This window comes from Ruminococcus sp. J1101004sp1_RTP21198st1_B9_RTP21198_201120 (assembly GCF_040924245.1).
Lineage (GTDB): Bacteria > Bacillota > Clostridia > Lachnospirales > Lachnospiraceae > Blautia_A > Blautia_A faecis.
Genome location: NZ_JBCOMI010000006.1, coordinates 113488 through 131761 on the forward strand (window position 1 = coordinate 113488; position 18274 = coordinate 131761).

25 protein-coding genes are annotated in these 18274 nt (G+C 42.9%); 4 read left to right on the forward strand and 21 right to left on the reverse strand.

The features are described from left to right. Nucleotides 1-408: 408 nt before the first annotated feature. Entirely contained in the window at nt 409-1320 is a 912-nt protein-coding gene (locus tag AB5618_RS05570) for a LysR family transcriptional regulator (RefSeq protein WP_148461631.1), read from the forward strand. Between the two features lie 78 nt (nt 1321-1398). Beyond that, nucleotides 1399-2487 (forward strand): class II aldolase/adducin family protein, encoded by a 1089-nt coding sequence (locus AB5618_RS05575; RefSeq protein WP_368366577.1) that lies wholly within the window; start codon nt 1399-1401, stop codon nt 2485-2487. A gap of 116 nt (nt 2488-2603) precedes the next feature. Here AB5618_RS05575 and AB5618_RS05580 read toward each other — a convergent pair whose 3' ends face one another. The 3 genes from AB5618_RS05580 to AB5618_RS05590 all read right to left on the reverse strand — a co-directional run bounded on the left by AB5618_RS05580 (nt 2604) and on the right by AB5618_RS05590 (nt 4116). Next, complete coding sequence (locus AB5618_RS05580) at nt 2604-3434, reverse strand: Mrp/NBP35 family ATP-binding protein (protein ID WP_195409476.1); 831 nt, start codon at nt 3432-3434, stop codon at nt 2604-2606. 25 nt (nt 3435-3459) lie between these two features. Beyond that, nucleotides 3460-3789, reverse strand: a complete 330-nt coding sequence (locus AB5618_RS05585; protein WP_118581323.1) for a metal-sensing transcriptional repressor — start codon at nt 3787-3789, stop codon at nt 3460-3462. Between the two features lie 162 nt (nt 3790-3951). Further along, on the reverse strand, nt 3952-4116 hold the full coding sequence (locus AB5618_RS05590; protein WP_308768419.1) for a DUF6783 domain-containing protein: 165 nt from the start codon (nt 4114-4116) through the stop codon (nt 3952-3954). Here AB5618_RS05590 and AB5618_RS05595 point away from each other — a divergent pair. Then, a complete protein-coding gene (locus AB5618_RS05595) occupies nt 4057-4200 on the forward strand; it encodes a DUF6783 domain-containing protein (RefSeq protein WP_334285839.1) in 144 nt (47 codons plus the stop codon). The two genes, AB5618_RS05590 and AB5618_RS05595, sit on opposite strands and share 60 nt — an antisense overlap. 8 nt (nt 4201-4208) lie before the next feature. Here the strand turns inward: AB5618_RS05595 and AB5618_RS05600 are convergent, their stop codons facing one another. Beyond that, nucleotides 4209-4436 (reverse strand): hypothetical protein, encoded by a 228-nt coding sequence (locus AB5618_RS05600; RefSeq protein ID WP_118581326.1) that lies wholly within the window; start codon nt 4434-4436, stop codon nt 4209-4211. Between the two features lie 240 nt (nt 4437-4676). On the opposite strand from AB5618_RS05600, the gene AB5618_RS05605 reads away from it, so the two are divergent. Next, nucleotides 4677-5249 (forward strand): xanthine phosphoribosyltransferase, encoded by a 573-nt coding sequence (locus tag AB5618_RS05605; protein WP_118581157.1) that lies wholly within the window; start codon nt 4677-4679, stop codon nt 5247-5249. Nucleotides 5250-5332: 83 nt separating this feature from the next. Here AB5618_RS05605 and AB5618_RS05610 read toward each other — a convergent pair whose 3' ends face one another. The 17 genes from AB5618_RS05610 to rpmD all read right to left on the reverse strand — a co-directional run bounded on the left by AB5618_RS05610 (nt 5333) and on the right by rpmD (nt 18263). Continuing rightward, nucleotides 5333-6799 (reverse strand): sugar-binding protein, encoded by a 1467-nt coding sequence (locus tag AB5618_RS05610; protein WP_148461636.1) that lies wholly within the window; start codon nt 6797-6799, stop codon nt 5333-5335. A gap of 63 nt (nt 6800-6862) precedes the next feature. Further along, nucleotides 6863-7507 (reverse strand): WYL domain-containing protein, encoded by a 645-nt coding sequence (locus AB5618_RS05615; protein ID WP_148461637.1) that lies wholly within the window; start codon nt 7505-7507, stop codon nt 6863-6865. A gap of 106 nt (nt 7508-7613) precedes the next feature. Beyond that, nucleotides 7614-8339 (reverse strand): type 1 glutamine amidotransferase, encoded by a 726-nt coding sequence (locus tag AB5618_RS05620; protein WP_118581166.1) that lies wholly within the window; start codon nt 8337-8339, stop codon nt 7614-7616. Beyond that, nucleotides 8336-9673, reverse strand: coding sequence for a Mur ligase family protein (locus tag AB5618_RS05625; protein ID WP_118581169.1), 1338 nt, complete (start codon nt 9671-9673; stop codon nt 8336-8338). The genes AB5618_RS05620 and AB5618_RS05625 overlap by 4 nt, the downstream gene beginning before the upstream one ends. A gap of 125 nt (nt 9674-9798) precedes the next feature. Next, nucleotides 9799-10653, reverse strand: a complete 855-nt coding sequence (locus AB5618_RS05630) for a phosphatidylinositol-specific phospholipase C/glycerophosphodiester phosphodiesterase family protein (protein ID WP_148461638.1) — start codon at nt 10651-10653, stop codon at nt 9799-9801. Nucleotides 10654-10736: 83 nt separating this feature from the next. Further along, nucleotides 10737-11273: a bL17 family ribosomal protein gene (locus tag AB5618_RS05635; protein WP_118581175.1), complete on the reverse strand. Its 537-nt coding sequence runs from the start codon at nt 11271-11273 to the stop codon at nt 10737-10739. 110 nt (nt 11274-11383) lie between these two features. Beyond that, complete coding sequence (locus tag AB5618_RS05640; RefSeq protein WP_118581178.1) at nt 11384-12343, reverse strand: DNA-directed RNA polymerase subunit alpha; 960 nt, start codon at nt 12341-12343, stop codon at nt 11384-11386. Nucleotides 12344-12397: 54 nt separating this feature from the next. Further along, the gene (rpsD, locus tag AB5618_RS05645) at nt 12398-12991 is read right to left on the reverse strand and encodes a 30S ribosomal protein S4 (protein WP_118581181.1); all 594 of its coding nucleotides are present in this window, start codon (nt 12989-12991) and stop codon (nt 12398-12400) included. Between the two features lie 22 nt (nt 12992-13013). Beyond that, entirely contained in the window at nt 13014-13409 is a 396-nt protein-coding gene (gene rpsK, locus AB5618_RS05650; RefSeq protein ID WP_148461639.1) for a 30S ribosomal protein S11, read from the reverse strand. A gap of 57 nt (nt 13410-13466) precedes the next feature. Beyond that, nucleotides 13467-13835: a 30S ribosomal protein S13 gene (gene rpsM / locus AB5618_RS05655; protein WP_117852568.1), complete on the reverse strand. Its 369-nt coding sequence runs from the start codon at nt 13833-13835 to the stop codon at nt 13467-13469. A gap of 299 nt (nt 13836-14134) precedes the next feature. Next, complete coding sequence (gene rpmJ / locus AB5618_RS05660) at nt 14135-14248, reverse strand: 50S ribosomal protein L36 (RefSeq protein WP_003022746.1); 114 nt, start codon at nt 14246-14248, stop codon at nt 14135-14137. 295 nt (nt 14249-14543) lie between these two features. Beyond that, nucleotides 14544-14762: a translation initiation factor IF-1 gene (infA, locus tag AB5618_RS05665; protein ID WP_117852566.1), complete on the reverse strand. Its 219-nt coding sequence runs from the start codon at nt 14760-14762 to the stop codon at nt 14544-14546. Between the two features lie 33 nt (nt 14763-14795). Next, nucleotides 14796-15554: a type I methionyl aminopeptidase gene (gene map / locus AB5618_RS05670; protein ID WP_118581184.1), complete on the reverse strand. Its 759-nt coding sequence runs from the start codon at nt 15552-15554 to the stop codon at nt 14796-14798. A gap of 18 nt (nt 15555-15572) precedes the next feature. Next, nucleotides 15573-16217 (reverse strand): adenylate kinase, encoded by a 645-nt coding sequence (locus AB5618_RS05675; protein ID WP_118581187.1) that lies wholly within the window; start codon nt 16215-16217, stop codon nt 15573-15575. A gap of 71 nt (nt 16218-16288) precedes the next feature. Further along, nucleotides 16289-17605: a preprotein translocase subunit SecY gene (gene secY / locus AB5618_RS05680; RefSeq protein WP_148461640.1), complete on the reverse strand. Its 1317-nt coding sequence runs from the start codon at nt 17603-17605 to the stop codon at nt 16289-16291. A 13-nt stretch (nt 17606-17618) separates the two neighbouring features. Next, complete coding sequence (rplO, locus tag AB5618_RS05685; RefSeq protein WP_118581190.1) at nt 17619-18059, reverse strand: 50S ribosomal protein L15; 441 nt, start codon at nt 18057-18059, stop codon at nt 17619-17621. A gap of 21 nt (nt 18060-18080) precedes the next feature. Beyond that, nucleotides 18081-18263, reverse strand: coding sequence for a 50S ribosomal protein L30 (rpmD, locus tag AB5618_RS05690; protein ID WP_117852555.1), 183 nt, complete (start codon nt 18261-18263; stop codon nt 18081-18083). Between the last annotated feature and the right edge of the window lie 11 nt (nt 18264-18274).

Here is an 18274-nt window from a genome sequence, read left to right on the forward strand (position 1 = left end):
AAACTCCTTTCGTGAATGTGAAATCATAGTGTGGTGTGCTTTTTCATTTTGAAAAAATATGGATGACTGCGCAAAACTGCAGCCATTCTTGCACATTTTCGTTTATTATAGTATCATAGGTTTTGTCATAAGTAAAATTAATATATCTTATATTTTTTATTACTATTACTTCTATATGTAAATAAACATGGCTCATCAGTCATGGCAGAGTTTGAGTTACTGTTCACTGACAATATTCCGCGAGGTTTTTTTTGTGAACAAAGTTCACAGAAAACCCGAGAATTAAGTTTGCGCAGCAAACGCTACTTCTTGTGCTTGTCACAAGAAGGTTCGTCTTTCTGTGCATCGCGAAGCGTGTTACTGGTCACGGAGTGGACAGTAACGAGTTTGATTTTGGAGGATTTATATATGGATATCAATCTTGAATTATACAAATGCTTTTACTACGTTGCCACCACCTTAAGCTTCTCTGAAGCCTCCCGCCAGCTGTTCATTTCCCAGTCTGCAGTAAGCCAGGGAATCAAGACTCTGGAAAAAAAGCTGGGACGGGAACTGTTTTTCCGAAGCACCAAGAAGGTTTCCCTTACCCCAGAGGGAGAAATACTTTTCCAACATGTTAAACCAGCCCTGGAAATGCTTTCCCAGGGAGAGGCACAGCTTCTTGAGGAAGACAGACTTCAGGGGCAGCTTCGGATAGGGGCAAGCGATACCATCTGCCGGTACTTTCTGATTGACTACCTGAAGCGCTTTCATCAGGATTATCCTGGAGTGCGGATCAAGGTCACAAACAGCACCTCCATGGGCTGCGTGGAGCTTCTGGAAAACCGTCAGGTGGATCTGATCGTAAGCAATCTTCCCAATTCCCGGCTTACCGCACACACAAAAGTACAGGTGGTAAAAGAATTTCGGGATATTTTTGTTGCCAATCCGGACTTCTTTCCACTTGAAGGAAAAGCCCTGGAAATAAAGAAGCTGATGGAATATCCTCTTCTCACCCTTTCGTCCAAAAGCACAACAAGTGAATATCTTCATCAGTTTTTTGCATCCCACAGACAGAATCTGATTCCGGAGGTTGAGCTTAACAGCAATGATCTGCTTATTGATCTGGCACGCATTGGTCTTGGAATTGCCTGTGTTCCGGATTACATGCTGGCTTCTTTACGGGGACAGGAAACCTCTCTGATAGAGGTCAGCCTGAAGCAGCAGCTTCCGCCCAGACAATTGGCCCTTGTATATCACGAAAGCCTTCCCTTATCCCAGGCTGCCCAGAAGTTTTTTGACTATTTTTCATCAAAAAGCACAAAAACTACTTCTTTTTAGCATATTTTGATAGCTAAATATTACCATATCATGTACAATGTAGATGTATGAAAAAAACAATGGGAGGTATTAAATTTTATGGATCTTTCAACTTTGGTAAAAATGTCAAACACTTACGGAAGCAATCCTGCTTACGTTCTTGCAGGCGGTGGAAATACTTCTGTCAAAGATGAAACCACACTGTATGTAAAGGGTTCCGGTACACAGCTTGCCACCATTAAGGCAGAGGAATTCGTTGAGATGAGCCGCGCCCGTCTCAATGAGATCATGAAAACAGAGTATCCGGGAAATGACACAGAGCGTGAAGCTGCCTATCTTGCAGATGTAATGGCGGCAGTAACAGATGCAGATAAGACCAAGCGTCCAAGCGTGGAAGCATTACTCCACAATTTATTTGCATATACCTATGTACTGCATGTTCATCCTACTCTTGTAAACGGTCTGACCTGCGGCAATGGCGCAAAGGCACTTTCCGAGCAGCTTCTTGGAAAAGAGGTTCTCTGGATCGACATCTGTAAACCAGGATACACTCTTGCACGTATCTGTTATGAGAAAATGAACGCTTATAAAGAAGAATTTGGAAAAGATGTTCAGGTTCTTCTGCTTCAGAATCACGGTATTTTCGTAGCTGCAAATACCGTAGAAGAGATTGGTGTTTTATTTGATGGCGTGATCTCCACCCTTGAAAAACAGGTAAAACGAACAGCTGACGTCAGCGATGCTGTTACCCCGGAAAAAGAGGCTGCTGCACAGAAGCTTTCCCAGCTGCTCGGACATGCTGTAGAGGTTGTACCGGCTGCTGAAGTAGATAATTTTGTAAAAAATAAAGAAGCTGCCGCACCGCTTCTGAAGCCTTTCACTCCTGATCACATTGTATATTGCGGTCCATATCCTTTATTTGTTGAAAACATTGATCAGGCAAAAGAAGCACTGGATGCATTTATGGCTGAAAATGATAAAGAACCAAGACTGATCCTGGTTCAGAGCGTTGGTGCATTTATTATGGAAGATGACAAGGGGAAAGCTGCCAAGGCACAGCTTCTGGCTAAGGATGCCATCAAGCTTGCTGTCTATGCAGAAAGCTTCGGCGGTCCGCTTCAGATGACAGATGAGATCACTTATTTCATTACCCATTGGGAAGCAGAGGCTTACCGCAGTAAGAAATAAAGAAAAGAAAAAGATTCTGGTAAAAACAGGATGTTACAATCTTGTTTTTACACAGAATCTTTTTTTGCAAAATGTTCGCCACAATTTGTGTGATTTTCTATAGTGCTCTCAGCCTCTTACTGTGGCAGAACCTCATCTGCTGCTTCAATATACGGATTATCGATCTCATCAAAGGCGCCCTCGTCAACCTTGGCTGCATAGGCCGGGTCGATTGGCATTTTGCCAAGAACCGGGACATTCAGGGATGCGGCAATCTCGTCAATGTGGCTTTCGCCAAATACTTTCAGTTCTTTGCCACAGTCTGGACATTTCACATAGCTGTAGTTCTCTACAAGGCCCAGAACCGGCACCTTCATCATTCCAGCCATATTGTATGCCTTCTTCACGATCATGCTTACAAGATCCTGTGGAGAGGTTACGATCACGATTCCCTGAATCGGAAGGGACTGGAATACAGTCAGAGGAACGTCACCTGTTCCTGGTGGCATATCTACGAACAGGTAATCTACATCGCCCCAGATAACATCTGTCCAGAACTGTTTTACCATGTTGCCAAGGATCGGTCCCCGCCAGATTACCGGAGTGTCCTCAGTTGGAAGAAGCAGGTTAATGGACATAACCTTGATTCCGTTTTTGGTCTCCATAGGGAAAATACCGCTGTCGTTTGCCTGGGCAGCACCTTTCAAGCCGTACATTTTCGGAATGGATGGTCCGGTAATGTCTGCGTCAAGGATTCCTACTTTATAGCCTTTCTTTGCCATTCTGTTTGCAAGAGATGCTGTCACGAAGGATTTTCCAACGCCGCCTTTACCACTTACAATACCGATCACATGCTTTACATTGGACATTGCATTCATTGCAGCCTGCATGCTCTGCGGATTTTTCTTGCTGGCACAGCCTTCACAGCTTGATTTGTCGCAAGTCTTGCTGTCACATTCTTTTGCCATTTTTATCTATCTCCTTTTTCCTTATTTATTTCATAAACCTGTCAATTGCACGTTCCAGTTCCTTGATGGCGTCCTTGTCTCCATGCTCTACCGCATCCACAATACAGTGTTCAATGTGATCCTGTAAAATAATCTTGCCTGTATTATTAATAGCAGATTTCACTGCGGAAAGCTGGATCAGCACTTCGCTGCAGTCCCGGCCGTCTTCCACCATACGTTTGATGGATTCCAGGTGTCCGATTGCACGGGAAAGCCGGTTCAGTACAGCCTTGGTCTGTGCATGACTGTGGTGATGTCCGTGTTCTCCATGGGAATGCATGACAGTAGTGCCATCTTCCAGAACATGGGTATGCATATGCTCTTCCTCGCCTTCATGCAGGTGGTTCTCTAAATGTTCTTCTATCATGTCATCCTCCTGTATTTGCCAACCATTTCGCATATCCAACAGTGTTCTGTGGATGGTTTCTGACTGGTGTAATTCTTTTGAAGCACGTCCGTTTATTATAACATACTTCCCTTAAATATGCACTATTTCTGATGATTGTATTAAAAAATATGCCTTAGAGCCTGTTTGAAAAATCATTCCCGCAATCTGCACGCCCCACTTTGCGGTATATTTTGTCTGAATTCGGTTGCCGTAGCCCGCTACGGCGCCCTCATCCGGACAAAATCTCCCACAAATTGTGACGCACATCTTGCGGAAAGCCTTTTTCAAACATGCTCTAAGGTCGTTGTTGTAAGCAGTAGCTTAAGATCCGCTTCGTGACCTGCAGCTTATATTTCCGTAAAGGAACATCTCTGTTTGATCTGGGAGGTCTGGATGTCAAATATGATGGTGCCATCTTCCAGAACCGTCTTCTCATAGGTTACTTCTTTTCCCTTAAATTTATTCTTCACATATTCCTCAGGATCTTCAATTTCCACCTCGTCCACAAATACATCCCTCATCTGATTCCTTGGACATTTATTAAAAATTTCCCAGATTACTTCATACTCTTTCATATTCTCACCTGCTCTTTTTTGTAAAACTATCTGCTCCTTTGTCATCTCCCGCATTTGCATTACTGTTTATCCGGCTGACTGCAGATGTTTTTCACAATAAAGCTAATCCTTTTTCCATAAATTAATTTCATTATAGATATTTTGTACTTTTTTGTCAAAAATAATTGAACTTCTTCAGAGAATGTCGTATCATAGAAATACTAAAATCGAAACGACATGAAGCGAAAAGGAGATATAGCCATGCAGCTTTTAAAAGAACGTATTCTGAAAGATGGCGTTGTGAAACCAGGCAATATATTAAAGGTAGACAGTTTCCTGAACCACCAGATGGACATTGACCTGATCAATGAGATTGGTAAGGAGTTTAAGGCGCGTTTCTCAGACTGCCCCATCACCAAGATCCTCACTATTGAAGCTTCCGGTATTGGCATTGCCTGTATTGCAGCACAGTATTTTCATGTTCCTGTAGTATTTGCCAAGAAATCCCAGAGTGTAAACCTGGACGGCGAGATGTACTGCACCAAGATTGAATCCTTTACCCATAAGAAAGTTTATGATGTTATTATTTCCAAGAAGTTCCTTAGTCCGGAGGATCACGTACTTCTTATTGATGATTTCCTTGCAAATGGCTGTGCTCTTCTCGGACTGATCGATATTGTAAAGAAATCCGGAGCTACTCTTGAAGGTGCCGGAATCGTAATTGAGAAGGGCTTCCAGCACGGCGGACAACAGATCCGCGATATGGGTGTCCGTCTGGAATCTCTGGCTATCATTGATTCCATGACAGATGATTCCCTGACCTTCCGCGATTAATTTTTAGGAGCAAAAATACCAGTAATCATCAAACGATTACTGGTATTTTTATTTTACTTACGTATTTTCATTTTACTTACGTTTTATGCTTTTCCACTACTCTGCAGCTTGCTATTACTCTCCTGGTTTTCTCCATCCTTTACAGCCGGAACTTCTTCCGTGCTCACTTCAGGCTCATCCTTTGGGGTTACCTGGCTCTTTTTCCCAGATTCACCACCTTCCGGTGTAAGACTCGCCTCCGGCGTCACTGTCACTTCCGGTGTCGGACTTATTTCCTCTGGTACAGGCGTAGGAGAGGCTTCCGGCGCGATCATTTCTGCCTGATAGAATCCATTATCCACAAGAATCTGATAATTATCCTTATCAATCAGCTTTCCATCACAAGTAACCGTTCCAATAATCTTCACACCATTATCATACTGGGAATAATTATTGATATCAACGTCATCCCCATTCAGGTAGGTTTCCACCAGCTTCGTCAGGCCTTCTGCCAGATCACGGCGATCCAGCATGACTGTAAAACCGATTTTTTCTTCTGCCACACTTTTAACAGCATCTGCATCTGCATTTACACCTGTGATCAGAGGCCAGTTCTCATCACCAGGCTGGAGCTGCTCTTTTTCCAGAAACTCCAGAGCCGCCAGCGCAAAATCATCAGAAGCAGTGCAGATAATATCCGGAGTTTTCTCCAGAGAATAAAATTCGTCTATCTCAGATTTCAGCTGCTTCTTCGCAGTATCTGTATTCTGATCCATAATGCTGGTTTCATCAAAAGTCACACGGCCGGAACGGCAGATCAGTGTACCATCGTCAATATACTCCTGCAGCACCTCCATTATTCCGTTAAACAGGAATAACGAATCGTCATCATCCGGAGAGCCCATAAGAAACTCTATGGTACGAACGCCTCTGTCTTCCCGGACTTTATCCAGTTCTTCTTTCTCTACAATATTTTTGGCGATTTCTTTTCCAATCGCACGCATATTAAAAGTGACAAAATATTTCACATTGGGCGTATCCATGATCAGATTGTCATAGTCAATTACCGGAATTGAGAGCTCGGAAACCTCTTCCAGTACATCTGTAAGGCCATATGGATCAACAGGTGAAATTACCAGTGCTTTCAGTTTCTCATCCTGAAGAAGCTCCCGGATCTGTTCTGCCTGGGTGTCAGAATCATCCCCGGCAAAATACATAGCAGCTTCATAACCGGCCTCTTCCAGGCGTGATTTCAGTTCTGTACGCTCCAGACTGCTGTTGATATCCTCTCCCTCTTCCGGAAGCAGAACCCCCACCTTATCAAGATTTTCCTCCGGGGCTTCAGTTGTCTCACTTTCTTCTGAATTTTCATCACTTTTATCACTGTCCTGTTTATCGGACTTTCTATTCGTATCCTTTTTGCTGTCAGCGTCCTTCGTGTCTCCAGTGCCCTCATTTTCGTCCTCAGTGCTCTCTTTTACAGCCTCGGTGGCTTCATTTTTACTGCAGCCTGTGAGAAAAGCACTGCACACCAAAAGTCCGGTAAGAAGTCCTGCAATTTGCTTTTTCATAAAAATCCCTTTCTATGTAACTTCATATCATTCTCTATTTCCAAGCTTTTTCAAAAAGCATTCTTACTTATATTCTTTCAGGATTCCCTTCAGGTAATCACGGTAAGCCTGAACTGACTTCTTAGGCTTCATAAGGATTACATCTTTCCCCATGCCTGTAAGCCATCCGTAAAACTCAGAGGTCTCATCCACCTGCACTGCAGCAACGAAAGTATCCTCTTCTTTCTCCTTGTACTGGGCATAATTTCCAAGTGCTGCCATGACTTCTTTCTTTTTCTTATTTCTGCAAAGAAGCTTCACCGGTTTATCCTCCTCAGAATCTGACGGTGGAAGCAGCCAGGAATTTTTCGCCTTTTTTTGAGCCTCATTGGAAAATGCACTGCCTTCATTCTCTGTTCCAGCACTGTTTTTTGCAGAGTCGTCCGGATTTGCACTCTTCTTTTCTGTAGTGGATGTATTTACGCTCTCTGCGGCAGCTTCTCCGGCAACATAATATCCGGTATACTTTCCTCTTTTAAACTTAATGTCCATGCCAAAGCTTCTCAGCACTTCCATATCGTCATAAATACTTTTTCGCTCAGCACTGACTCCGTTTTCCTGAAGTCTTCCGATAATTTCCTGCATAGTGCACGGATGTGTTTCACTGGTCTCTCTCAATATTTTTTCAAGATAAAGGATTTTCCCTTTTTGATTGATTCCTTTTGCCATATCGTTCCCCTTATTTTTTTCTGTACATATATCCCAGAGCGTGTTTGAAAAAAAGCTTTCTGCAAGGCAGGAATGATTTTCAAACAGGCATTGGAGCTTGTTTGTATCAGTTCTCTTTTACAAAGCGATGATATACGTAATCATTTGCTGCCTTCTCTTCTGTATCATCCAGCGGCGCAAGCTGGACTTCCTTTCCATATTTCTGCTCAAGAGCATGTGCGATCAGCCAGTCTGCCAGCTGCGGGTTCTTGGGAAGAAGCGGACCGTGAAGGTACGTTCCGATCACATTCTTGTAAACCACACCCTCATAGCCTGTTTTTCCATCATTTCCAGATCCATAGAGTACTTTTCCCAGAGGCTTGCAGTTATTAATACAGGTTCTTCCTCCATGGTTCTCAAATCCAACCACAGGCATATCAAAAAGGTCGCTTTTCAGCACAATATTGCTGATCAGACGTCCCTCTCCCTGTTCGGTGTAAAGATCTACCAGGTCAAGCCCTGTAATGGTTCCCTGATCTGTCTTATAATATTTTCCAAGAAGCTGGTAACCACCGCAGATAGCGATAACTACGCCTCCATCTTCCACATATTTCTTAAAATCCGGCTGAATTTCTTTCAGTTTCTCACAAACCAGCATCTGCTCCCTGTCAGAACCACCGCCCAGTAGCACAATATCCAGTCTGGAAAAATCAATCTTGTCCCCCAGTTCAAAGGCAATGGTCTCTGCCTCAATTCCACGCCACTGGCAGCGTCTCATAAGGCACTGGATATTTCCTCTGTCTCCATACAGGTTCAGGAGATCAGGATATAAATGTCCGATTGTCAGTTTCATTCCTTTTCTCCCTCCATTTTCTTAAGAATATTATGAGTGCTGAATAATGCAGTGTAGTTTACCAGAACGTAGAGATTGCCTACGCCGTCTTCAATCCTTTTTCGGATCGCTGTTTCCACATTTTCCTCAAGCATAACCGGAATGTCCACATATTTCATCCGAAGGCGCATATCCTGGCAGCGGATACCGCTGACTGTAATGGAATGAATGCTCGCATCGCCCAGAAGGTCAAAATCCACATCCCAGAGCCAGGAAATATCTGTTCCATCCTGTGCATTGTCGTTGATGGTGATAATAATATCTTTCTGTGTTTTATCCTGCATAACTGCGGAAATATTCTGGTTAAAACCGGCAGGATTCTTTGCAAGGTTCAGCATAACACCAGTGCCTTTAATACGGAACTGTTCCATACGACCATTTTCCGGATTGAATTTCTGAAGCATATTCTGGAAATGCTCTCCGGAAAATCCAGCTGTACGCAGCCCGGCATAAGCAGCCAGAATATTGTATACATTATAGAAGCCTTTGTAATTGGCTGTAAGGTGCTTATCCTCTACCTGAAAGGACAGCTGGTCACCAACTTTTACATCGTGGGCATCATATTTGATTTCTGGTCTTGCAAAGCCACAGGATGGGCACTTGTAATCCCCCAGCTGACTATAGTGGTAAAAACTGTATTCCAGCCTGGCACCACACTTTTTACAAAAACGGCCTTCCCGTATCTCGTTTGCCGCGCTCTTCTGGACAGGCTTACTGATTCCATATGTGATATACGGATTGCCGCTGTCCATAGCAAGATACGCCGAAAGCGCATCATCCGCATTTACGATTACCTGCATTTTCGGTACTGTGCGGATCATCTCTTCCAGAATGTTCATGGTAATATCAATTTCACCGTAGCGATCCAGCTGGTCGCGAAACAAATTAGTCAGAAGCATGTAGTCCGGCTTCAGGCCTGGAAATACATGGCGGGTAGAAGCCTCGTCTACCTCAATGCAGGCGTAATCTGCATCCAGCCTGCCTGTAGGTCCGGCAGCCAGCACAAAAGCTGCTACAACGCCGTTTAACATGTTAGAACCAGTGTGATTGCAGACTACTTTCTGCCCTTCATTTTCAAGGGCTGCGCAGAGCATGTTGTTGGTGGTTGTCTTACCGTTGGTTCCACAGGTTACAAATATTTTCTTCCGCACCTGAGAAGAAAGATCTTCCAGGATGTCAGGATTGATCTTTAATGCGATCTTGCCCGCCCAGGTCACTCCCTGGCGTCCCATTTTCCTGCAGATAAAGCCTGCAGATTTCGCTGCAAAAACAGCAGCCATTGTTCTGATTTTCATGTGTATTTAATCCTTTTTCACTACTATTCACAGGGTAAAGCTCAAAAAGCAATTATGAATGAGCCAATGAATGGCAGTCCTTTTCAAGTATTATTTTCGTATGTTATATAATTAGACAGTGCAGCTTAATTCAGGTTATCTGTGATCAGTACATCTGTACAGACACCTTGCGCCCCATTCGCCAGATATCTTCTGGCTTCCTCTTTGTCATTTATGGTATAAATATATACCAAAATGTCCCGTTCGTCAAAAATTTTCTGCACTTCTTCGGACCAGTAGTCACGATAAATGGTTACAGCCATTATTTTATTGGTTTGACAGAATTCTGCAATATCGTTCAATTCTTCTGTGGTATATTCCTGCCACAGAGAATAGATATATGCAGGAAATTTATACAAAAGTGCTGTTCCAGGATACATGGCTGAATTGTATATTTCCGGGATGATCTGTTTAAGCGTATGCTCGATGCCAGCTTTTATAGAGATTTCCCTGTACTGTGCATAATCCTCAAGAGTACGCTGGTAATTACGGACAGAATATTGTTTGGAATCTATCATTACAAATGCATCCGGATATTCGTCCAGCAGTTTCAGAAGGTCTTCAAAGGTCATAGGGGTGTATTTCCCATATATAGGCGTATTTAAAAATTCTTCTGAGGATAGAACTTTTCGTTCTTCTCCTTTCCATTGTCCAAGAGATTCTTTCCAGTTATGGCGGCACACCCAAACTCCATCACTGGTCTGCGTCAGATCCACCTCAAACAGGCGGCACCCCTTATCATAATAATTGATAAAGCTTTCTCTGGAATTTAAGTATGTGAGACCGTCAATCCCACCCAGAGCATGCGTTATAATATTGTAATTTTCCCAGTCAAATTCCGGTGTATTCACTGGAATTTCTTTTTTCGCTTCGTACCGGGCGGAACCTGTCAAAAGCCAGGCTAACAAACAAATTTCTATTAATAAAAGTAACTTTCTCACGTTGGTATCCCTAAATTAAGAAAAAAGAGATATCTACGAAACGTAAATATCTCTTTTCTTATGATCAGTAATTCTGTTTCGGATTAAACCAGCTCGATGAGCACTTCCATAGCGCCATCACCTTTACGCTGTCCAATCTTAACGATTCTGGTGTATCCACCGTTACGGTTAGCGTATTTTGGTGCGATTTCCTCGAACATCTTCTTAACCATATCTACATCTTTGGTGTTTTTCTTCTTGCCAGCGCCCTTAGCCGGAACTTCTTTAACCGGGTAGAACACTTTCATCATCTGACGACGAGCGTGAAGTCTGGATGGAGCATCTTTTGTGATCTGCTTCTCAACTTCATCGTAAACAGTTTTCTTCTTACCGTCTACAACTTCTTTTACTCTCTTGCCTTCAGCGTCTTTTCTTGCAACTTTAGCTGTTACAGTAACAGTCTCAAAGTTGTCTTTCTCGCGAACAGCCATAGCTACAAGGCCTTCAGCGATCTTGCGGATCTCTTTAGCTTTAGCTTCTGTTGTAACAATTTTTCCGTTGTATAACAGATTTGTAACCTGGTTTCTTAACAGAGCTTTTCTCTGGTCAGCTGTTCTGCTTAATTTTCTATATTTTGCCATTTAATTTTCCTCCATCTGTGGGACAGCAGTCCACGCTTGTTCGGTCTTACTGGGCTGCTGCTTAGCAAATCCCCACTGTAATAATCTTACGCGATACCTTTATGGTTATCTTACTCTTCTGTTGGCTGAAGCTGTAAGCCCAGCTCTTTCAACTTGGCAAGTACTTCCTCTAAAGACTTACGTCCAAGGTTACGTACTTTCATCATGTCGTCAGAAGTCTTATTGCAAAGCTCCTCAACAGTATTGATGCCTGCTCTCTTCAGACAGTTGTAAGAACGAACTGAAAGCTCAAGCTCATCAATGCTCATTTCAAGAACTTTCTCTTTCTCATTGTCTTCTTTCTCGATCATAACCTCAGCGGTCTTTGCATTCTCGGAAAGGTCAATGAAAAGGCTTAAATGCTCGCTTAATACCTTTGCTGCAAGGCTTACTGCCTCATCAGGATCCAGCGTGCCATTTGTGTATACATCAAGTGTCAGTTTATCAAAGTCTGTAACCTGACCCACACGTGTATTCTGCACAACCATATTGACTCTCTCAACCGGGCTGTAGATTGCATCAACTGCAATCACACCGATTGGCATGTCATCTGATTTGCCCTTATCCGCGCTCACATATCCGCGGCCTTTTGTAATGGTAAGTTCCATTGCAAGTCTGCAATCCTTACCACCGTTTAAGGTAGCGATTACCTGATCCGGATTCATGATTTCGATATCCTGATCTGCCTGAATATCAGCAGCTGTCACAACACCTTTGCCCTCACACTCAATGTATGCGGTCTTTGGCTCATTGTCAGCACTGTTATTCTTAATTGCAAGACTCTTAAGATTCATGATGATCTCTGTCACGTCTTCTTTTACTCCAGGGATGGAGCTGAATTCATGAAGAACACCGTCGATCTTAACCTGACTTACTGCAGCTCCCGGCAGGGAGGACAGCATAATTCTTCTAAGAGAATTGCCAAGTGTAGTACCGTAACCTCTTTCAAGAGGTTCTACAACGAATCTTCCAAATTTTTTATCTTCAGATATCTCGGTAATTTCGATTTTTGGTTTATTAAAATCAAACACTATAAATTTCCCTCCTTCTGGGTTGTATGCAATTGAGGGTATTATCAGGGCTCATTATTTGGAGTACAACTCGACGATAAGCATCTCGTTTACAGGAACGTCGATTTCTTCTCTTGTAGGAAGCTCTTTTACAACGCCCTTAAGATTCTCCTGGTCAGCCTCAAGCCAGTTCGGAACAAGTCTTCCGCCTGTTACCTCAAGGATTCCTTTGTATCTCTCAGAACCTTTGCATTTCTCTTTGATCTCGATGCTGTCGCCAGCTTTTACGAGATAAGAAGGAATGTTAACGCATTTTCCGTTTACAAGAACGTGCTTGTGGTCAACGATCTGACGAGCTTCTTTTCTTGTTCTTGCGAATCCCATACGGAAAAGAACATTGTCAAGTCTTGTCTCAAGCATGATCATCAGGTTCTCACCAGTCTGACCTTTCATTCTGTCGGCTTTCTTGTAGTAGTTACGGAAAGGTTTCTCCAGAACGCCATAAATGAATTTTGCTTTCTGTTTTTCTTTTAACTGAAGACCGTACTCAGATACTTTACGGTTTGCACGTTTTAACTGTCTTGTGGATTTTTTATCAATTCCTAAATAAATTGGATCCATTCCAAGGGATCTACATCTTTTCAGGACCGGTGTTCTATCTACTGCCATCTTGGCTTACCTCCTAATTCAATTAGACTCTTCTACGTTTTGGTGGACGGCATCCGTTGTGCGGAACCGGAGTTACGTCACGGATACTTGTTACTTCAAGACCGCATGCCTGAAGGGCACGGATAGCAGCCTCACGACCTGATCCTGGTCCTTTAACCATTACGTCTACTGTTTTTAATCCATGAATTAAAGCAGCCTTTGTTGCAGTCTCAGCTGCCATCTGTGCTGCATAAGGAGTAGATTTCCTTGAACCTCTAAATCCCAGACCGCCGGCACTTGCCCATGAAAGAGCGTTTCCTTCGTTGTCAGTCAGAGTAACAATTGTGTTGTTAAAAGAAGACTGGATATGTGCCTGTCCGTGTTCAACGTTTTTCTTGACACGACGTTTTGTTGTCGTTTTTTTAGTTGTTTTTGCCATTTTAAAACTAACCTACGCTTTCCTTAATCAATCAAAATTTATAGTTAGGATACTGAATTATTTCTTCTTATTTGCTACTGTTCTCTTCGGACCCTTGCGTGTTCTAGCATTGGTCTTGGTCTTCTGACCACGAACCGGAAGTCCTTTACGATGACGGATTCCTCTGTAGCATCCGATTTCCTGCAGTCTCTTAATGTTCAGGGCGATTTCTCTACGAAGATCACCTTCTACCATCATTGTCTCATCAATGACAGCCTGAAGTCTCTTAACTTCATCATCAGTCAGGTCTCTGACACGTGTGTCAGGATTTACATTTGCCTGAGCAAGGATTTTGTCTGCACTTGGTCTTCCGATACCATAAATATAGGTAAGACCGATTTCGATTCTTTTCTCTCTTGGTAAGTCTACACCAGCTATACGAGCCATGTACTGTTTCCTCCATTTTCTTTACTGAAAGTTCTGCGTCTTCGTACATCACTTGTATCAGATACAAGGTGAAATGGGATGCATCCATACGCACTCTTTCTTAATTCTTAGTTCCTAATTGGGGTGCCTCGGTATAACACCCAGCTGCTTTTGGCGATTCGCAGCCTTTCCGAAATTTGCGGCCAACGGGCCAACGTTGCCTCCGGTATTAGGCAATACATGCTTAGTTCATTATATGTCAGATGATACAACCCATCCGGGTGTTTCACCTGCAGCCGCATTCACAAACAATGGATCAATCAACCCTGACGCTGTTTGTGCTTTGGATTCTCACAGATAATTCTGATAGAACCTTTTCTCTTAATGACCTTGCATTTCTCGCAGATCGGTTTTACAGATGATCTTACTTTCACTGGAAATCCTCCTTCCGTAAAATATAGCATTAAAATCTGCAGTTTAGGGCGCAGTTATACACACGTACAAGCGCGTCCGCATTGTATTGTAGCATTATGGTCTACAAAATGCAAGCAGTTTTTTAAATTTTTTTTACATTTTTCTAATTTTTTTAGTTTCTGAAAGTTTGAAACATTTTTTTCTATGTTCATTTGCTTCTATAATAATAGAAGAAACTCCTGTACCATGGGAGCTTTTCCCCAGGCACAGGAGTTTTATATTCATTAATCCGAATTTGCTATTAACAAATCTGAATTACTTATCTCGCCAGATGATTCTTCCCTTGGAAAGATCATATGGGGAAAGCTCCATTGTTACTTTGTCTCCTGGAAGAATACGGATAAAGTTCATGCGCAGCTTGCCGCTGATATGAGCAAGTACAACATGTTTGTTTTCAAGTTCCACTTTAAACATTGCGTTTGGCAGCTTCTCTAAAACAGTGCCTTCTACTTCAAGTACATCTACTTTTGACATTTTATACCTCCTGTATCGCCTTAATGATAATGATTAATACTCTGTGAGTGTCAGAATCTCCGGTTCGCCATCTGTAATCAGTATGGTGTTCTCATAATGTGCGGAAAGGGAACCATCCATGGTCACCACTGTCCATTCGTCATCCAGCCAGCATACATCTGCTCTGCCCATATTGATCATGGGCTCTATGGCAAGTGTCATGCCTGGAAGTAATTTCACTCCCCTGCGTTTCTGAGGGAAGTTGGGAATCTGCGGATCTTCGTGAAGATGAGTACCAATCCCATGTCCCACCAGATCTCGTACAATACCATAACGGTATTTCGCCGCATACGCTCCGATTGCCTTGGAAATATCATTGAGATGATTTCCTGCTTTCGCGAATTTTATTCCTTCAAAGAAGCACTGCCTGGTTACATCCATAAGCTGCTTGGCTTCTTTGGAAACTTCTCCGACTGCATAAGTACGGGCCGCATCAGAATGATATCCTTTATAGATCAGTCCTGCATCAATCTTTACCAGATCACCATCCTGGATAATTTTGTCCTCCGAAGGAATTCCGTGGACCACTTCATCATTCAGGCTGATGCAGAAGGAGCCAGGAAAGCCTCCATAATTCAGAAAATTGGGAATGCATCCCATGGAACGGATCATATCTTCGCCAATACGGTCGATTTCCTTGGTACTCATTCCTGGTTTGATATAAGGGATCAGCCCGTCATGGACTTTTTCCAGAAGATGTCCGGATTCCCTCATAAGTTCAATTTCTTGTGCTGTTTTTATTGAAACTGACATTACTTCTTATCCTCTATTCTATTCGCCAAGGATCTTCACAATATCACCAAATACCTCATCCAGGTTCTTGGTGCCATCTACAGTTTTCAGTACGCCCTGACCAGTATAGTAGTCGATAAGCGGCTGAGTCTGCTCATGATATACATTCAGACGCTTCTGTACAGTCTCCGGCTTGTCATCGTCACGAAGCACAAGATCCTCACCACATGTATCGCAAACCCCCTCTGTCTTCGGAGCTGCAAATACAACGTGGTAGGTTGCACCACATTTTACGCATGCACGTCTTCCACCCATACGGTTCACGATATTCTCATCCGGAACATCAACATCAATAGCATAATCAATCTTGCTTCCCAGCTTGCTTAAAGCATCGGTAAGGCATTCAGCCTGTGGGATTGTTCTTGGAAAACCATCCAGAACATAGCCGTTCTTGGCATCCGGCTGCTGGATTCTGTCCACAACAAGGTCGCAGGTAAGTTCATCCGGTACAAGCAGACCCTGGTCCATATAAGTTTTTGCTTTTTTCCCAAGTTCTGTGCCATTTTTGATATTGGCACGGAAAATATCGCCTGTAGAGATATGGGGAATACCATATTTCTCAGCAATTTTCTTAGCCTGGGTTCCTTTTCCTGCACCTGGTGCACCTAACATGATAATTCTCATAAAAAGCCCTCCATTTTCTCATACTACGAATTAAGGCTGTGACGCATATAAGCACCACAACCTTTATTCTTTTAGTTGTTCAGGAAGCCTTTGTAATTGCGGACAAGCATCTGTGATTCAATCTGTTTCACAGTCTCCAGGATAACTCCAACAATAATGATGATGGAAGTACCACCGAAGGATACGTTTGCACCGAATACTCCATTGAAGAAGAACGGAATAACCGCAACGATAATCAGGCCTACTGCACCTATAAATATAATATAATTTAAGATTTTAGTCAAATAGTCTGACGTTGGTTTTCCTGGACGAATACCAGGAATGAAACCACCCTGCTTTTTGATATTGTCTGCAACTTCCAGCGGGTTGAATGTGATGGAAGTGTAGAAATATGCAAAGAATACGCAAAGTACAATATACAGAAGCAGTCCCCAGCTATACTGTGGCTGACTTGGATTACACCAGTTATTGGATGATAATCCTCGAATAATCTCACTGCCGATGCCGGTTCCATTAGCTTTTCCTGCAAGCTGTGCGATTACGCCTGGGAAAGACATAATTGAGGAAGCAAAGATAACCGGAATAACACCAGCGGTGTTAACTTTCAGCGGTATATTGGTAGTCTGACCACCCATCAGTTTTCTGCCGACCATTTTTCTGGAATACTGAACAGGAATTCTTCTCTCTGCACCGTTAAGGATCAGTACGAATACCACCATGACAACGATGATTGCAACAATGATAACCCCTGCAAGCAGTCCTTTTGCAATTGTTTTTCCTTTGATGAAGTTCTCATAAAGAAGAGATAAGTCACTTGGAACACGGGAAACGATGTTAATGGTCAGGACGATGGAAATACCATTTCCAACACCCTTCTCAGTAATACGCTCACCGATCCACATCAGCATGGCAGAACCAGCTGTGAGACAAGCAACTACAGTTAAGCCCTTAAAGAAGTTCATGTTCGGGATCAGACCCTGGCGACCAAAACCGATTGCCATTGCCACAGACTCAAACAACGCAAGACCAACAGTTACATAACGGGTAATGGCAGTAATTTTCTTTCTGCCCTCTTCTCCATCTCTCTGCATCTCCTCCAGAGCCGGAATGGCAATTGTGAGAAGCTGCATGATAATGGATGATGTAATGTATGGCGTGATGTTCAATGCAAAGATTGACATCTGGGTAAATGAGCCACCGGTGAACGCATCAAAGAAATTGAATGCGTCACCAGTGTTTTTAGCAAACCACTCTTTAAAGAAATCGCTGTCTACTCCTGGAACAGGAAGCTGTGATCCAATACGGATGACAAGAATCATCCATAATACATAGAGGAGTTTACGTCTCATCTCTTTTACTCTGAAAACGTTTTTGAGAGTTTCAAACATTTGATCACCTCTATTAGATCAGCTCTACTGTACCACCTGCAGCTTCGATTTTAGACTTTGCAGTCTCACTTACAGCGTTTACTTTAACTGTAAGCTTCTTGGTAAGCTCGCCGTTTCCAAGGATTTTAACGCCGTCACCAGCTTTGGAAATTGCACTGCTTGCAAGTAAGCTCTCAACTGTAACCTCTGCACCATCCTCAAAACGGTTCAGAACATCAACGTTGATTGCAATGATCTCTTTAGAGTTTCTGTTTGTGAATCCTCTCTTAGGCAGACGTCTGTATAAAGGCATCTGTCCACCTTCAAATCCCGGTTTCTTGTGTCCGGAACGTGCTAACTGTCCTTTATGGCCTTTACCAGCTGTTTTGCCGTTTCCTGAACCATGTCCACGGCCTCTTCTGAAGTTATCGCTGTGCTTAGAACCCTCAGCTGGTCTTAAGTTTGATAATTCCATTATGGCACCTCCTTTTTGTAATTATGCTTCTTCTACTTTTACCAGGTGCTGTACCTGCTGAATCATTCCTCTTGTTGCCGCATTGTCTGGCATCTCAACTGTTTTGTGCATTTTGGTAAGACCCATTGCTTTAACAGTAAGTTTGTGCTTCGGAACTGCGCCAATCGGAGATTTTACTAAAGTAACTTTTAATGTATTTGCCATTTTAATATTCC

What these genes read in the sequence shown, in the direction of transcription:
- AB5618_RS05610 (WP_148461636.1), bottom strand. Translation starts at nt 6,799, where the DNA reads ATGAAAAAGCAAATTGCAGGACTTCTTACCGGACTTTTGGTGTGCAGT.
- rpmD (WP_117852555.1), bottom strand. Translation starts at nt 18,263, where the DNA reads ATGGCAAATACATTAAAAGTTACTTTAGTAAAATCTCCGATTGGCGCA.
- AB5618_RS05625 (WP_118581169.1), bottom strand. Translation starts at nt 9,673, where the DNA reads ATGAAAATCAGAACAATGGCTGCTGTTTTTGCAGCGAAATCTGCAGGC.
- infA (WP_117852566.1), bottom strand. Translation starts at nt 14,762, where the DNA reads ATGTCAAAAGTAGATGTACTTGAAGTAGAAGGCACTGTTTTAGAGAAG.
- AB5618_RS05675 (WP_118581187.1), bottom strand. Translation starts at nt 16,217, where the DNA reads ATGAGAATTATCATGTTAGGTGCACCAGGTGCAGGAAAAGGAACCCAG.
- AB5618_RS05605 (WP_118581157.1), top strand. Translation starts at nt 4,677, where the DNA reads ATGCAGCTTTTAAAAGAACGTATTCTGAAAGATGGCGTTGTGAAACCA.
- AB5618_RS05570 (WP_148461631.1), top strand. Translation starts at nt 409, where the DNA reads ATGGATATCAATCTTGAATTATACAAATGCTTTTACTACGTTGCCACC.
- rpsM (WP_117852568.1), bottom strand. Translation starts at nt 13,835, where the DNA reads ATGGCTCGTATAGCTGGTGTAGACTTACCAAGAGAGAAAAGAATCGAA.
- AB5618_RS05620 (WP_118581166.1), bottom strand. Translation starts at nt 8,339, where the DNA reads ATGAAACTGACAATCGGACATTTATATCCTGATCTCCTGAACCTGTAT.
- AB5618_RS05575 (WP_368366577.1), top strand. Translation starts at nt 1,399, where the DNA reads ATGGATCTTTCAACTTTGGTAAAAATGTCAAACACTTACGGAAGCAAT.
- rpsD (WP_118581181.1), bottom strand. Translation starts at nt 12,991, where the DNA reads ATGGCAGTAGATAGAACACCGGTCCTGAAAAGATGTAGATCCCTTGGA.
- map (WP_118581184.1), bottom strand. Translation starts at nt 15,554, where the DNA reads ATGTCAGTTTCAATAAAAACAGCACAAGAAATTGAACTTATGAGGGAA.
- secY (WP_148461640.1), bottom strand. Translation starts at nt 17,605, where the DNA reads ATGTTTGAAACTCTCAAAAACGTTTTCAGAGTAAAAGAGATGAGACGT.
- AB5618_RS05635 (WP_118581175.1), bottom strand. Translation starts at nt 11,273, where the DNA reads ATGGCAAAATATAGAAAATTAAGCAGAACAGCTGACCAGAGAAAAGCT.
- AB5618_RS05585 (WP_118581323.1), bottom strand. Translation starts at nt 3,789, where the DNA reads ATGCATACCCATGTTCTGGAAGATGGCACTACTGTCATGCATTCCCAT.
- AB5618_RS05615 (WP_148461637.1), bottom strand. Translation starts at nt 7,507, where the DNA reads ATGGCAAAAGGAATCAATCAAAAAGGGAAAATCCTTTATCTTGAAAAA.
- AB5618_RS05600 (WP_118581326.1), bottom strand. Translation starts at nt 4,436, where the DNA reads ATGAAAGAGTATGAAGTAATCTGGGAAATTTTTAATAAATGTCCAAGG.
- rplO (WP_118581190.1), bottom strand. Translation starts at nt 18,059, where the DNA reads ATGGAATTATCAAACTTAAGACCAGCTGAGGGTTCTAAGCACAGCGAT.
- AB5618_RS05580 (WP_195409476.1), bottom strand. Translation starts at nt 3,434, where the DNA reads ATGGCAAAAGAATGTGACAGCAAGACTTGCGACAAATCAAGCTGTGAA.
- rpsK (WP_148461639.1), bottom strand. Translation starts at nt 13,409, where the DNA reads ATGGCAAAAACAACTAAAAAAACGACAACAAAACGTCGTGTCAAGAAA.